The 14,133-nt window shown below is 69.4% G+C and carries 11 protein-coding genes; 6 read left to right on the top strand and 5 right to left on the bottom strand.

Features of this window, described 5'->3' with window-relative positions; translation table 11 throughout:
- Positions 1–226: 226 nt before the first annotated feature.
- The 6 genes from lptF (at position 227) to ABEG18_RS11620 (ending at position 9,273) form a co-directional block, all read left to right on the top strand.
- Positions 227–1,378, top strand: coding sequence for an LPS export ABC transporter permease LptF (lptF, locus tag ABEG18_RS11595; protein WP_406858211.1), 1,152 nt, complete (start codon positions 227–229; stop codon positions 1,376–1,378).
- Positions 1,379–1,388: 10 nt separating this feature from the next.
- Positions 1,389–2,474: an LPS export ABC transporter permease LptG gene (gene lptG, locus ABEG18_RS11600; RefSeq protein WP_406858212.1), complete on the top strand. Its 1,086-nt coding sequence runs from the start codon at positions 1,389–1,391 to the stop codon at positions 2,472–2,474.
- Positions 2,474–5,065, top strand: a complete 2,592-nt coding sequence (locus tag ABEG18_RS11605) for an LPS-assembly protein LptD (RefSeq protein ID WP_406858213.1) — start codon at positions 2,474–2,476, stop codon at positions 5,063–5,065. The genes lptG and ABEG18_RS11605 overlap by 1 nt, the downstream gene beginning before the upstream one ends.
- 76 nt (positions 5,066–5,141) lie before the next feature.
- Entirely contained in the window at positions 5,142–6,158 is a 1,017-nt protein-coding gene (pdxA, locus tag ABEG18_RS11610) for a 4-hydroxythreonine-4-phosphate dehydrogenase PdxA (protein WP_406858214.1), read from the top strand.
- Complete coding sequence (gene rsmA / locus ABEG18_RS11615) at positions 6,155–7,021, top strand: 16S rRNA (adenine(1518)-N(6)/adenine(1519)-N(6))-dimethyltransferase RsmA (protein WP_406858215.1); 867 nt, start codon at positions 6,155–6,157, stop codon at positions 7,019–7,021. Before pdxA ends, rsmA begins: the two co-directional genes overlap by 4 nt.
- Positions 7,022–7,200: 179 nt before the next feature.
- Positions 7,201–9,273 carry a methyl-accepting chemotaxis protein gene (locus tag ABEG18_RS11620; RefSeq protein ID WP_406858216.1) on the top strand — a complete coding sequence of 691 codons (2,073 nt, stop codon included), beginning with the start codon at positions 7,201–7,203 and terminating at the stop codon, positions 9,271–9,273.
- Between the two features lie 26 nt (positions 9,274–9,299).
- Here ABEG18_RS11620 and gmk read toward each other — a convergent pair whose 3' ends face one another.
- From gmk to ABEG18_RS11645, 5 genes are all read right to left on the bottom strand, one after another.
- Positions 9,300–9,950 (bottom strand): guanylate kinase, encoded by a 651-nt coding sequence (gene gmk, locus ABEG18_RS11625; protein WP_406858217.1) that lies wholly within the window; start codon positions 9,948–9,950, stop codon positions 9,300–9,302.
- Between the two features lie 4 nt (positions 9,951–9,954).
- Positions 9,955–10,842: a YicC/YloC family endoribonuclease gene (locus ABEG18_RS11630; RefSeq protein ID WP_406858218.1), complete on the bottom strand. Its 888-nt coding sequence runs from the start codon at positions 10,840–10,842 to the stop codon at positions 9,955–9,957.
- 95 nt (positions 10,843–10,937) lie between these two features.
- On the bottom strand, positions 10,938–12,308 hold the full coding sequence (mltG, locus tag ABEG18_RS11635; RefSeq protein ID WP_406858219.1) for an endolytic transglycosylase MltG: 1,371 nt from the start codon (positions 12,306–12,308) through the stop codon (positions 10,938–10,940).
- Between the two features lie 200 nt (positions 12,309–12,508).
- The gene (fabF, locus tag ABEG18_RS11640) at positions 12,509–13,774 is read right to left on the bottom strand and encodes a beta-ketoacyl-ACP synthase II (RefSeq protein WP_406858220.1); all 1,266 of its coding nucleotides are present in this window, start codon (positions 13,772–13,774) and stop codon (positions 12,509–12,511) included.
- 35 nt (positions 13,775–13,809) lie between these two features.
- On the bottom strand, positions 13,810–14,049 hold the full coding sequence (locus ABEG18_RS11645) for an acyl carrier protein (RefSeq protein ID WP_406858221.1): 240 nt from the start codon (positions 14,047–14,049) through the stop codon (positions 13,810–13,812).
- Between the last annotated feature and the right edge of the window lie 84 nt (positions 14,050–14,133).

Consider the following 14,133-nt stretch of genomic DNA (forward strand, 5'->3'; position numbering starts at 1 on the left):
TGGGCGAACTCGGACCTGACGGGTCATAACGTTTCGTCGGAAGCTGCGCCAGTGCGCCGGACGGCCGCGCCGGCGCGCCGCGTCCCGCCCGGCGATCCGCCACGCCGGCGCCGCGATCGTGAGCGATTCAAGCCCGCGACGACGCGTTCCGGGCCGCCCCGATCCTTGCCGCCGCGCGTGGAAGCCTTTACCGCTGTCGCACGATGCACGACGCCGAAGCCCCCAGATGAGCCTGCTGGACCGCTACATCTTCCGGATCGCCGGCGTCGCCTGCCTGGCGACCCTGCTGAGCCTGACCGGCGTGATCTGGATCTCGCAGGCGCTGCGGGAGGTCGATCTGCTGACCGGCAAGGGTCAGACGATCATGATGTTCCTCACCATCACCAGCCTCTCGCTTCCCGCGCTGGTCACCATCATCGCGCCCGTGGCGCTCTTCATCGCGACCGTCTACGCGCTGAACAAGCTGAACGGCGATTCCGAGCTGATTGTCATGAGCGCGGCCGGCGTGCCGCCCGGGCGAATCCTGCGCCCGTTCCTCGGCCTCACGATGATCGTCGCCGTCCTGGTGCTGGCCATGACGACCTGGGCCATGCCGGCGAGCTTTCGCGCCCTGCGCGACCTCATCACCAGCGTGCGGGCCGACTTCGTGTCCAACGTGGTCAAGGAAGGCCAGTTCACCACGCTCGACCTCGGCATCACCTTCCACTACCGCGAGAAGGCCGGGGAGGCGCTCCTCGGCATCTTCATGCAGGACCGGCGCGACAAGACCAAGCCCGCCATCTACATCGCCGAGCGCGGCCAGACGGTGGAGATCAACGGCTCGCCCTATCTCGTGCTGGAGAACGGCAGCGTGCAGCGCGAGCAGCCGGGCTCGTCCGACCCGGCCATCGTGGTGTTCCAGCGCTACGCCATCGACCTCAGCCAGTTCGGATCCGACGGCGACACGCCCGTCTACAAGCCGCGCGAGCGCCCGACCGCGATGCTGCTGAACCCGGACGTCAACGAGGTCTATTACAAGATCCCGGGCAACGCCGGCCGCTTCCGCACCGAGCTGCACGACCGCTTCTCCGCCCCTCTCTACTGCTTCGCCATGATGGCGATCGCCTTTGCGGCGCTGGGCACGCCGCGCACCACGCGCCAGGGCCGCGGCGCGGCGATCGGGGCCGCCATCGTGGCCGTCGGCCTGGTGCGAATCGCGGGCTTCGCGATCTCCAGCCTGATTCCGCGCGCCGGCTGGGCCGTGCCCCTCGCCTACCTGGCGCCGCTGCTGGCCTGCGCGGTCGCGCTGGGGATCGCCTTCGCGCCGACGCTGGGCGTGCGCGGCGGGGCGCGCCTGCGCCGCGCGCCGACCCCCGCGCACGCCGCGGCGGCGGGCTGACGGAGCCGCCATGGTGATCGGCCTCACCCTCGGGCGCTACCTGGCGGCGCGATTCGTGCGCACCATCACGGGCGTCTTCGTCACCGTGTTCGTGCTCATCTACACGCTGGACTTCGTGGAGCTCGTGCGCCGCACCGGCGACGTGGCGGACCTGTCCACCGCCCTGCTGGCCGAGCTCGCCTTGTTCCGAACCCCCGCCGTGGCCGAGCAGATCCTGCCCTTCGCGGTGCTGTTCGGCTCGATGGCAGCGCTGCTGAACCTGTCGCGCAAGCTGGAGCTCGTGGTGATGCGCGCCGCAGGCGTGTCGGTCTGGCAGTTCCTCGCCCCGCCGCTCCTCGTGGCGGTGGGATTCGGCGTGTTCGCGGCCACGGTCTACAACCCGGTTTCGGCGAAGCTGAAGGAGCGCGCCATCCAGGTGGAGACCGCCAAGCTCGGCCGCAGCAAGGGCGCGGGCGAGAAGGAGCTCTGGATCCGCCAGCGCAGCCTCGACGGACAGGCGATCATCCGCGCCGACCGCTCGATGGCGGCCGGCACCCAGCTCAGCCGCGTCACCGTCTTCGAGTTCGCCAAGGACGGCTCCTTCATCGACCGCGTCGAGGCCCGCGAGGCGACTCTGCGCGACGGATATTGGGAGCTCGCGGAGGCCCGGATCACGGGTGTGGGCGTGGAGCCACAGAGCTTTTCTTCTTACCTCCTGTCGACCAATCTGACCCCCGATCAGGTGCGGAATTCCTTCTCTTCAGCGGAGACCATTCCCTTCTGGGAGCTGCCGGAACTGGCCGCCAGGACCGAATCCGCGGGCCTCGACGCGACCCGTTATCGCCTGCAGTTTCAATCGCTTCTGGCGCGTCCTTTGCTCTTCGTCGCAATGGTGTTCATCGCCGCGTCCGTTTCGTTAAGATTTTTCCGTTTTGGTGGCGTGGCGAAGATGGTTCTCGGTGGCGTGACGGCGGGCTTCGTGCTCTATGTCGTCACCCAGTTGGTGGAGGATCTCGGCGCGGCAGGACTCCTCTCGGCTTCAGTCGCGGCATGGTCGCCGGCGGTGGTCGGGAGTTTGCTCGGAACGCTCGCACTCCTGTATCAAGAGGACGGGTGATGTCGGGCCGTGCGTTCTTCGGCCGTTTTGGTTCGGGCATGGTGAAACGACGCTATATTGCGGCTCTGGCCGTCGGCATCGCGAGCATCGGGCCGGTCACTTGGACCGACGCCCCGGTCGCGCAGACGCTGACGGACAGGCTCGCCAAGAAGACCGAGAAGGCGGGCCAGGGCAAGGACCGCCTGCTCGTGGAATCGCGCGAGCTCGTCTACGACAAGGACAAGAACACCGTCGCGGCCGTCGGCAACGCCCAGCTCTACTACCAGGGCCGCACGCTGGAGGCCGACAAGGTCATCTATGACCGGGCGAACAACCGCGTCTACGCGGAAGGCAACGCCAAGATGACCGAGGCCAACGGCCAGGTCGTCTATGGCAGCAAGTTCGAGCTCACCGACGACTTCAAGGACGGCTTCATCGATTCCCTGCGGGTCGACACCATCGACAAGACGCATTTCGTGGCGCCGCGCGGCGAGCGCACCGGGGGCGAGACGACGGTCTTCGAGCGCGGCACCTACACGGCCTGCGACGCCTGCAAGGACGACCCGACCAAGCCTCCTTTGTGGCAGGTCCGCGCCAAGCGGATCATCCACAAGAACGAGGAGCGCACCGTCTACTACGAGGACGCCACCCTCGAATTCTACGGCGTGCCGATCGCCTATGTGCCGTTCTTCTCGGCGCCCGATTCGACCGTGAAGCGGAAATCCGGCTTCCTGGCCCCCCATTACGTCGCATCGTCGTCGATCGGCTATGGCGTGGCGGTGCCGTATTTCTGGGCGCTGGCGCCCAATTACGACCTGACGCTGACGCCCACCCTCCTGACCCGCCAGGGCCTGCTCGGCGAGGTGGAATGGCGCCATCGCCTGGTCAACGGCAGCTACAACATCCGCGCGTCCGGCATCTTCCAGCAGGACCCCAACGCCTTCCTGGCGCCGCCCTATGGCGCGCGCGACAAGGATTTCCGCGGCGCGGTCGACACGCGCGGCAAGTTCCTGATCAACGACAAGTGGGTCTGGGGCTGGGACCTGTCTGCCTCCACCGACAAGTGGTACTACCAGAACTACAAATATCGCGGCTCGATAAACACCAACGCGATCTCCGCCTTCAACGCGCTGGGCTTCCGCGAGAACACGTCGACCATCAACCTCACGGGCCAGGGCCAGCGCAGCTGGTTCGACGGGCGCCTCTACTATTTCCGCGGCCTGTCCTACGCCGACTGGCAGAAGGTGCAGCCGGTCGTGCACCCGGTGGTCGACTATGACCGCCGCTTCACCCCGGGCCTGATCGGCGGCGAATTCGCGCTCAGCGCCAATCTGACCAGCCTCACCCGCCAGCAGACCGACTATCAGAGCCTGTACCAGGACAACGGGATCATCCCGGGCCGGTACCTGTTCCCGATCGGCTACGACGCGCTGGGCAACCCGATCCGGCTGTATGATTCCTGCGCCCCGGGCCAGTTCAACCCGAGCAAGTGCTACGTGCGCGGCGCGGCGGGCACCTACACCCGCCTGACCACGGACCTGTCCTGGCGCCGGACCTTCATCGATCCGCTCGGCCAGAGCTGGACGCCCTTCGTGTCGGCGCGCGGCGAGGTCCTGTTCAAGTCGCCCGACACCGGCGGCCAGTTCAACAAATACCTGCCCAACTTCTTCGACACGAGCGACGACGTCGTGGTGCGCGGCATGCCGGCCGTCGGCGTGACCTATCGCTATCCCTTCGTGGCCGACAGCAGCATCGGCACGCATGTGATCGAGCCGATCGCCCAGATCATCGCCCGGCCCAACGAGTCGCAGATCAACAAGATCGTCAACGAGGACGCGCAGAGCCTCGTCTTCGACGACACGAACCTGTTCTCGACGACCAAGTTCTCTGGCTATGACCGCACCGAGGGCGGCACGCGCGCCAATATCGGCGCGCAATACACCTTCACGATGCTGAACGGCGGCTATATCAGCACGCTGTTCGGGCAGTCCTACCAGATCGCCGGCCGCAACTCCTATTCGACGCCGGACCTCAGCCGCACGGGCCTCGACTCCGGCCTCGACACGACGCGCTCCGACTATGTCTCGCGCATCCAGATTGCGCCGTCCTCGAACCTCACCTTGACGGCGCGGTCGCGCTTCAACGAGACCGACTTCGCGCTGAAGCGCGTCGAACTGCAGGCCACCGCGACCTTCGCCAACCTGGCGACGAGCGTGATCTACGCCCGCTACGCGGCGCAGCCGGACCTGGGCATCTACACCAAGCGCGAGGGCGTCTCGACGAACGCCCGCTACGACATCACGCCGAACTGGTACGTGACGGGCAGCGTCCTGGTCGATCTCAGCCGCCACGCGGCGGAGCGCTTCTACGGCGTGCAGGGCTACCAGACGTCGAACCCGGTCGGCATCGGGGCGCTGTCGCTGGGCGCCGGCTATCATGACGAGTGCACGACCTTCTCGGTCGTCTACCAGAACTCGGGCAAGCAGACGCTGGCGGACGGCTCGCGCGAGCGGGTCCAGACGGTGCTGCTGCGCCTCGAGTTGCGGACGCTGGGCTCGGCCAGCTACTCCTACAACCAGACCAGCGTCGTCACGGACGGCATCACCCAGTGACGCCGCCCCGGCGGCGGAACAGGCGAGGCCCCGGCGGTCCGGCGCAGGGCGTTCCGCCGCGCATGGGGCGACAGTCATGACCACGCCAGCGCCCACAGGCCTGCCGCTCGTGCTGACCCAGGGCGATCCCGCCGGGATCGGGCCTGAACTCACGGTCCGGGCCTGGCTCGACCGCGGCCGGGCGGGCGCGCGCCCCTTCGTGGCGGCGACCGATCCCCGCCTCCTCGCTGCGGCGGCGCAGCGACTTGGCGTTGAAGCGCCGCTCGCCGTGGTCGAGCCCGAGGAGGCAGGCTCGGCCTTTGCGACCGCCCTGCCCGTGCTGGCCGGCTGCGCGGCGGTGGAGGCCCGGCCGGGCGCTCCCGACCCGGCGACGGCGGCCTCGACCATCGCGTCCATCGACCGGGCCGTCGACCTGGTCCATGCGGGACGGGCGGCCGCCGTGGTCACCAATCCGATCGCCAAGTCGGTGTTGTACCAGGCCGGCTTCCGGCACCCGGGGCACACCGAATATCTCGCGGCGCTCGCGGCCCGGTTCTGGTCGATGCCCGAGCCGCTGCCGGTGATGATGCTCTGGTCGGAGACGCTCGCGGTCGTGCCGGTGACGATCCACATCCCGCTGAGCCGGGTTCCTGCGGCGCTGACGACCGACCTCATCGTCGAGACCGGCCGGATCACCGCGCGCGACCTGATGGCGCGGTTCGGCCTGGACCGGCCGAGGCTGGCCGTCTCGGGCCTGAACCCCCACGCCGGCGAAGGCGGCGCGCTGGGGACGGAGGACGACGCCGTCGTTCGCCCCGCGGTCGAGCGGCTGCGCGCGGAGGGCTTCGAAGCCTTCGGCCCGCTGCCGGCGGACACCATGTTCCACGCGCGGGCGCGCGCCGGCTACGACGTCGCGCTGTGCATGTATCACGACCAGGCGCTCATCCCGATCAAGGCCCTGGCCTTCGACGACGGCGTCAATGTCACGCTCGGGCTGCCCTTCGTGCGGACGTCGCCGGATCACGGAACCGCCTTCGACATCGCCGGCCGGGGGCTCGCGCGGCCCGACAGCCTGATCGCGGCGCTGCGCCTGGCCGGCCGGCTCGCCCCATGAGCGCGATCGACGGCCTGCCGCCCCTACGCGACGTCATTCGCGACCACGACCTCGCGGCCAAGCGCTCGCTCGGCCAGAACTTCCTGTTGGACCTGAACCTCACCGCCAAGATCGCGCGCAGCGCGGGCCCGCTGGACGGCGTCACGGTGATCGAGGTTGGGCCCGGCCCGGGCGGCCTCACCCGTGCGCTGCTGTCGCTCGGCGCCGCGCATGTCATCGCCGTGGAACGCGATTCGCGCTGCCTGCCGGCCCTGGCCCAGATCGCGGCGCACTATCCGGGCAGGCTTACGGTGGCGCCGGGCGACGCCCTGCAGGCCGACTGGCCGGCGCTGCTGCGCCAGGTCCATGGCGACGCGCCCGCCCGGGTGCGGATCGTCGCCAACCTCCCCTACAACATCGGCACCGTGCTGCTGACGCGATGGATCGAGACGGAGCCCTGGCCGCCCTTCTTCGAGAGCATGACGCTGATGTTCCAGCGCGAGGTGGCCGAGCGGATCGTGGCGACGCCCGACGACCCCAAGGACTACGGACGCCTCGGCGTGCTATGCGGCTGGCGGACCGAGGCCCGAATACTGTTCGACGTCCCGCCGTCCGCCTTCACGCCGCCGCCGAAGATCATGTCGTCGGTGGTCTCGCTGTCGCCGCGCAGCCGGCCGCTGGCCTGCGACGCCGCGACCCTCTCCGCCGTCACCGCCGCCGCCTTCGGCCAGCGCCGCAAGATGCTGCGGCAGAGCCTCAAATCCCTTCAGGCCGATCCGGCGCCGCTGATTCAGGCCGCCGGCCTCGATCCCACCGCCCGGGCCGAGACGGTGCCCGTGGAGGGCTTCGTCGCGCTGGCCCAGGCCTGGCGACCTCAGGGCTGAGCCCAACCCGGCGAGCCTTCTGCAATCCTGAGTGTACGTTGCAGTTTCATGCAATTATCAGTCGTAATTCCTTAACTTGATTGTTGATAATCGAGATCGCGGGTTGCGCGTCGGGCGCCTCGACGCCGTGTTTCAGGTGGGCCGACGCTGCATCCACTGACCCGCGATCGGAGAGACCAATGCTGAGAATTTCACGGGTGTTCGGGTTGCTGATCGCCGCGACCGTCCTCTCATGCGGCGCCCTCATCTATAGCCTTGTGATCGCGGGGAGCGCGAGCGACGCCATACGCGACGCCAACAGCCGCAAATACCAGTCCTATCTCCTGGCCGACGAACTTCGCCAGAGCTCGGACGACCTGACGCGCCTGGGCCGGACCTACGTGGTCACCGGCGACGCCTCCTTCAAACAGCAATATATGGACATCCTGGACATCCGTGACGGCAAGAAGCCGCGGCCCCGCGACTATCATCGCGTCTACTGGGACTTCGTGGCGGCGGGCATCGCCCAGCCCCGCCCGGCCGGCGCCGCCGCGCCGCTTCTCGACCTGATGAAGCAGACCGGATTCACCGAAGCCGAATTCGCCAAGCTGCAGCAAGCCAAGGCCAATTCGGACGGCCTCGTCGGTCTCGAAGTGGAGGCCATGTCCCTGGTGGAAGGAAAGCGCAGCGGCGGAAAGGCCACTCCGGCCGACGAGGCCAAGGCCCGGGAACTGCTGCATTCGCCGCTGTACCACCAGTACAAGGCGAAGATCATGACGCCGGTGGACGAGTTCTTCGCGCTCCTCGAACACCGCACCCAGGCCGAGGTCGAGGCCGCCGCTGCGGCGAGCGACAAGGCGCAGACCATGGCCCGGCTCTCCGCGGGCGTGCTGGCGCTCCTGGTGCTCGTCAGCGGCGCCTTCGTGGCCATCAGGGTGCTCGGGGGGCTCGATGGCCTCGCCGCGTCCATGAAGGGCATCGTCGAGGGGGATCTCTCGGTCCAGGTGAAGGGCGCGGGCAGAACCGACGAGATCGGCGACATGGCCGGCCACCTGCAGGTGTTCAAGGAGAACGCTCAGCGCATGCGCAAGCTCGAGGCTGGCGAAAGGGCGGCGCGCGATCGCCAGGACAGCGAGCTCAAGGCCGCCCGCTCGGCCGCGCTCGGCAAGATCATGCAGGACGTGGGATCGGTGGTGAGCGCGGCGGCCGATGGCGACTTCACCGCCCGCATCGCCGTCAACGAGGTCGACGCCGACCTGCGCGAGCTGGTGCTGGGCATCAACCGAATCAACCAGACGGTCGACGAGGCCACCTCCGATTTCGTCCAGGCCCTCACGGCGATCTCGGCCGGCGACCTGACGCGCTCCATCGACACCGCCTACCGCGGGCGCTTCGAGGAGCTCAAGGACGCCGTCAACGCGACGGTCACGCAGCTCGCCGACACCGTGATGGTGATCCAGCGCTCCGCCTCGGAGGTCACCGCCGCGGCCGGCGAGATCAACAGCGGCGCCAAGGACCTCTCGGCCCGCACGGAGGACCAGGCCTCCAGCCTGGAGGAGACGGCGGCCACGACCGAGCAGCTCGCCGCCTCCGTGAAGGCGAGCGCCGCCTCGGCCCGCCACGCCGCCGAAATGGCCCGCGAGGCCACCGATGTGGCCAGCACGGGCGGCAGGATCGTGCGGGACGCGGTGGACGCGATGGGCCGGATCGAGGACGCCAGCCGGAAGATCTCGGACATTTCGTCCGTGATCGACGACATCGCCTTCCAGACAAACCTGCTCGCCCTCAACGCCGCCGTCGAGGCGGCGCGCGCGGGCGAGGCCGGCAAGGGCTTCGCCGTCGTGGCCTCGGAGGTCCGCACGCTGGCGCAGCGCTCCAGCGAAGCCGCAAAGGACATCAACGCCCTGATCGCCTCCACCAGCCAGGAGGTGACGCAGGGCGTCGAGATGGTGCGTTCGGCGGGCGCCGCGCTGGAGCAGATCGTCGGCGCTTCGGAGAAGGTTTCGGCGACCGTCAACGAGATCTCGGCCGCGACCGCCGAACAGGCCAACGGCATCGACGAGATGAGCCAGGCGGTCGCCACCCTCGACCAGACGACGCAGCAGAACGCCGCGCTGGCGGAGGAAAGCTCCGCGTCCGCCGACAGCCTGCTGACGGAGATCCGCAACCTGAACGACGTGGTGGCGGTGTTCAGGACGGGCCGGCCCGCCGTCCGCGCCGCCGACGACGCGCGCCGGCCGGGCGCTCCCGTCCGCAGGCGGCGGGCGGCCTGACCTCCGGCCGCCGCACAGGCCGCGGCTCAGAGGTCCTTCAGGAGCCCGTGGACGAAGTCAGGGAGCCCGGTCTGGCGCTCCCGCTTCAGCCGCTCGGCGACCAGGATCGCCTGCAGCCGGGGGAAGGTGCGGTTCAGGTCGTCGTTGACGAGCACATAGTCGTAGTCCCGCCAGCGGTCGATCTCGACCTTGGCGGCGGCCAGGCGCCGGGCGATGACCTCGGGGCTGTCCTCGGCCCGCCGCTCGAGCCGATGCTTCAGCTCCGGGATCGAGGGCGGCAGGATGAAGACGCTGACGACGTCGGCCGCCGCCTTCTCGCGCACCTGCATCGCGCCCTGGTAGTCGATGTCGAACAGGATGTCCTGGCCGCCCGCCAGCGCCTGGTCGATCTCGCGCCGCGGCGATCCGTAGAAATTGCCGTGGACCTCGGCCCATTCCAGGAGATCGCCCCGGTCGCGCAGGGCGATGAACTCGTCGACCGCGATGAACCGGTAATGCACGCCGTCGACCTCGCTGGGCCGGCGCGGCCGCGTGGTGACCGAGATGGACAGCGCCAGCGTCGGCTCCTTGTCGCGCAAGAGGCGCGTCAGCGTGGTCTTGCCCGCGCCGGACGGCGAGGACAGGACCAGCAGCAGCCCCCGGCGGCTGACGAGATCATTGGCGAGTTGGGCGGTCATCGTCTCACTCGACATTCTGGACCTGCTCGCGGAACTGCTCCACCTCCGTCTTGAGGTCGAGCCCGATCACCGTCAGGGCCACGTCGTTGGCCTTGGCGCAGAGCGTATTGGCCTCGCGGGAGAACTCCTGGGCGAGAAAGTCCAGCCGGCGCCCCACGGGGCCGCCCTTGCCGATCAGTTCGCGCGCCGCGCCCACATGGGCGCGCAGGCGGTCGATCTCCTCGCGGATGTCGGCCTTGGCGGCCAGCAGCACGGCCTCCTGGTGGAGGCGGTTGGGGTCGAGTCCCTGCGAGGCGTCGAGCAGCGCCGCGATCTGTTCGGCGAGGCGCGCCTTCACGGCCTCGGCTTTGCGCGCCGGGCAGGCGTCCGCCGCGGCCGCCAGCTCCTCGATCGTATCGATGCGCCGGGCGAGGAGCCCGCGCAACGCCTCGCCCTCCTGGCGCCGGGTGACGACGAGCTCGGACAGGGCCCGGTCAAGGCCCTCCAGCATGCCGGCCGCGCTCTCGGCGGCCGCCGCCTCGTCCTCCTCCGCTTCGGCGATCTCGACCACGCCGCGCACGCCGAGCAGCGCCCCCACGGAGGGCGCGCGCAGCCCGAGCCGGCCGTCATAGGGGGCGAGCGCCTCCACCAGCGAATCGAGCAAGGCGGTGTTGACCCGAGCCACCGGCGGGGAGGCCTCGCGAGACGCCGTCAGGGAGGCGAAGCAGGTGCCGCGCTGCAGCGCCCGGCCGATGCGCGCCCGCGCCTCCTCGCCGATCGCCTCAAAGCCGGGCGGCGTCTTGAGCCGCACATCGAGCCCCTTGGCGTTGACGGTCTTCAGTTCCCAGACATACCGCCAGGGTCCGGTCTGCCCGACCTCCCGGGCGAATCCGGTCATGCTTGCAAGCGCCATGGCGTGTTCCGTCGCAAGAAGTTGCGCTGGCGCTGTTTAGGCCGGGACGCCTCGCGCTTCAAGCCGGGCGACGCGGCGCGGCTGGCCGCCCCGCCTCACGGGCGCAGCGCCGGAACGACCTTGGGGGAGTTGAGGTCGAAGCTCTTGTTGTTCAGCGGGTCCTTGGAGGTGCCCGCGACGGCGTCGAGATTGCCGCGCGGCCCCACGGGCGCTGTCGCGGGGGCGCCGGTCTGCAGCGGCGCCACGGGCGCGTAGGCGGCGGCGCCGGGCTTGGCTCCGGGCTTGGCCGCCGTCGGCGCGCCGGTCGGGTCCCTCACGACGGCCGCGTCGGCCGGCGCGGCGTCGCGGCGCTCGCCCTCCATCTGACGCCACCGGGCGACGTTCTTGTTGTGCTGGTCCAGCGTCTCGGCGAAGACGTGGCCGCCCGTGCCGTCGGCGACGAAATAGAGCTCGCGCGTGCGGGACGGATTGGCCACGGCCTCCATGGCGGCGCGGCCGGGATTGGCGATCGGGCCGGGCGGGAGGCCCTGGATCTGATAGGTGTTGTAGGGCGTCGGCTGGTCGATCTCGCTGCGCATGATCCCGCGCCCGAGCGTGCCCTTGCCCTGCACCAGGCCGTACACGATCGTCGGATCGGACTGCAGCCGCATGTTGCGGTTCAGGCGGTTGATGAACACGCCGGCGACGCGCGAGCGCTCGTCCGCCCGGCCGGTCTCCTTCTCGACGATGGAGGCCAGCACCACGAGCTCCTCGGGCGACTTCACCGGGATCTCGGCGCTGCGGCGGCTCCACACCTCGCGCAGCACCCTCGCCTGCTCCTGCTGCATGCGCTCCACGAGTTGCTGGCGCGTCATGCCGCGGGAGAACTTGTAGGTGTCGGGCAGCAGGCTGCCTTCCTTGGGCACGCTAGTGAGCTCGCCCGTGAGGACGTCGTTCTCGGCCAGCCGGTCGATGATCTGCTGGGAGGTGAGGCCCTCCGGCACCGTCACCGAGTGCAGCACCGACTTGCCTTCGACCAGCGTGTCCATGACGTCGCCGAGGCTGGCGTGCTGGCGGAACATGTATTCGCCCGCCTTCAGCTGCGACGCCTTGCGGGTGAGGTGCAGCCCGGCCAGGAACAGGGTCGGGTGGTCGATCACCCCTTCCTGCTTCAGCTGCTCGGCCACGTCGCCGGAGCTGCCCTTCACGACGACGATCTTGTCGGAGGCGAGCGGGCCGGCGGCGTAGAACTGGGTCTTGCCGAAGAACACGGCGACGCCGGTCAGCAGCGCCAGCACCATGACCAGCGACAGGAACCCGCTCAGCATGTTGACGATGGGACGCCGCCGGCGCTCCGACGGAGGCAGCTGCGGCGGTGCGACCGGCTGGATCGCCTCCGCGGGGCTGCGCGGCACGAAACGCCCGGCCGGGCGCGCCTTCGCCGTGTTGGCGTCGGCGGATGCTTGGGGCTCGTTGATGTCGGCCATGGATCCTGTGCAGGCTCTCAAGGATGCTTAGCAGGCCCGCGCCGGCGGACGAGCGCCCCCGGCTCGGCGCGACCTCGCTGGTGGACCGGACCTTAGCCCGGAATGTGGCGAAAGGGCGAGCCTGGCGCAAGCCAGACGGCGGTTCTGGCCCGCCGCCGACGATGAAGGATGTGGAAACGGCCCTCCGGCCGAAGGCGACGTCAGGCGTCGTAGCGCCTGAACACCACGGACGCGTTGGTGCCGCCGAACCCGAAGGAGTTGGACAGCGCCACTTCGACGCTGCGCGACCGCGCCGTATGCGGGACGAGGTCGATCGGGGTCTCGACCGACGGATTGTCGAGATTGAGCGTCGGCGGGACGATCTGGTCGCGGATGGCCAGGATGGAGAAGATCGATTCGACCGCGCCGGCGGCCCCCAGCAGGTGCCCAACCGAGGACTTGGTGGAGGACATCACCAGCTCGCTGGCCGCGTTGCCCACCAGCCGCTCCACGGCCCTGAGCTCGATTTCGTCGCCGAGCGGCGTCGAGGTGCCGTGGGCGTTGATGTAGTCGACGTCGGACGGGGTGATCCCCGCCCGCTTCAGCGCCGCCGCCATGCAGCGATAGGCGCCGTCCCCGTCCTCGGACGGAGACGTGATGTGATAGGCGTCGCCGGAAAGCCCGTAGCCGATGATCTCGGCGTAGATCCTGGCCCCGCGCGCCTTGGCGTGCTCGAGCTCCTCCAGCACGATGACGCCGGCGCCCTCGCCCATGACGAAGCCGTCGCGGTCCTTGTCATAGGGTCGCGACGCGCGGGTCGGGTCGTCGTTGAACGCGGTGGACAGCGCCCGGCAGGACACGAAGCCCGCCATCGACAGCCGGTTGATGGGCGATTCGGCGCCCCCGGCCACCATGACGTCGGCGTCCCCGAAGGCGATCAGCCGGGCGGCGTCCCCGATGGCGTGCGCGCCCGTCGAGCAGGCGGTCACGACCGCGTGGTTCGGGCCCTTGAGCCCGTGCTCGATGGACACGTATCCCGAGACGAGATTGATCAGCCGCCCCGGGATGAAGAAGGGCGAGATCCGGCGCGGGCCCTTCTCGTAGAGGGTGATGGACGCGTCGTAGATGCCGCCGATGCCGCCGATGCCCGACCCGATGAGCACGCCCGTCGTGGTCTGCTCCTCGTAGGTCGTCGGCTTCCAGCCGGCGTCCCGCAGCGCCTGGGTGGCCGCGGCGACGCCGAAGACGATGAAGTCGTCGACGCGACGCTGGTCCCGGGGGTCCATCCAGTCGTCGGCGTTGAACGAGACGCCCGAACCGTCGCCGCGCGGGACCTGGCAGGCGATCTTCGCCCCGAGGTCGCTCACGTCGAACGATTCGATGCGGCCTGCGCCGCTCTGGCCTTCGATCAGGCGCTTCCAGGTCGGCTCGACGCCGCACGCCAGCGGCGACACCATCCCGAGTCCCGTAACGACCACACGCCGCATTGCGCCCAATCCGCTTCCGCCCTCGTCGCTCGAGATCAGGCCGCGGCCTTCTTCTCCAGGAACGACACGGCGTCGCCCACGGTGCGGATCGTCTCGGCCGCGTCGTCCGGGATCTCGACGGAGAATTCTTCTTCGAACGCCATGACCAGCTCGACCGTGTCGAGGCTGTCGGCGCCGAGATCGTCGATGAAGTTGGCGCTGTCGATGACCTTCTCAGGCTCCACGCCCAGGTGCTCGATCACGATCTTCTTCACGCGGGCGGCGATGTCGCTCATGGTGTTCCTCGTTTAAGCTGTTCGCGCCGCATGCGGCCGCGCGAACCGGAAAGGGAACCGGTCCGTCTGGACGGTCCGGATGTC

It is taken from the genome of Alsobacter sp. KACC 23698 (genome assembly GCF_045348435.1).
Classification (GTDB): Bacteria; Pseudomonadota; Alphaproteobacteria; order Rhizobiales; family Beijerinckiaceae; genus Alsobacter.

What these genes read in the sequence shown, in the direction of transcription:
- ABEG18_RS11630 (WP_406858218.1), bottom strand. Translation starts at nt 10,842, where the DNA reads ATGGCGCTTGCAAGCATGACCGGATTCGCCCGGGAGGTCGGGCAGACC.
- gmk (WP_406858217.1), bottom strand. Translation starts at nt 9,950, where the DNA reads ATGACCGCCCAACTCGCCAATGATCTCGTCAGCCGCCGGGGGCTGCTG.
- ABEG18_RS11620 (WP_406858216.1), top strand. Translation starts at nt 7,201, where the DNA reads ATGCTGAGAATTTCACGGGTGTTCGGGTTGCTGATCGCCGCGACCGTC.
- mltG (WP_406858219.1), bottom strand. Translation starts at nt 12,308, where the DNA reads ATGGCCGACATCAACGAGCCCCAAGCATCCGCCGACGCCAACACGGCG.
- lptF (WP_406858211.1), top strand. Translation starts at nt 227, where the DNA reads ATGAGCCTGCTGGACCGCTACATCTTCCGGATCGCCGGCGTCGCCTGC.
- fabF (WP_406858220.1), bottom strand. Translation starts at nt 13,774, where the DNA reads ATGCGGCGTGTGGTCGTTACGGGACTCGGGATGGTGTCGCCGCTGGCG.
- ABEG18_RS11605 (WP_406858213.1), top strand. Translation starts at nt 2,474, where the DNA reads ATGTCGGGCCGTGCGTTCTTCGGCCGTTTTGGTTCGGGCATGGTGAAA.
- lptG (WP_406858212.1), top strand. Translation starts at nt 1,389, where the DNA reads ATGGTGATCGGCCTCACCCTCGGGCGCTACCTGGCGGCGCGATTCGTG.
- rsmA (WP_406858215.1), top strand. Translation starts at nt 6,155, where the DNA reads ATGAGCGCGATCGACGGCCTGCCGCCCCTACGCGACGTCATTCGCGAC.
- pdxA (WP_406858214.1), top strand. Translation starts at nt 5,142, where the DNA reads ATGACCACGCCAGCGCCCACAGGCCTGCCGCTCGTGCTGACCCAGGGC.
- ABEG18_RS11645 (WP_406858221.1), bottom strand. Translation starts at nt 14,049, where the DNA reads ATGAGCGACATCGCCGCCCGCGTGAAGAAGATCGTGATCGAGCACCTG.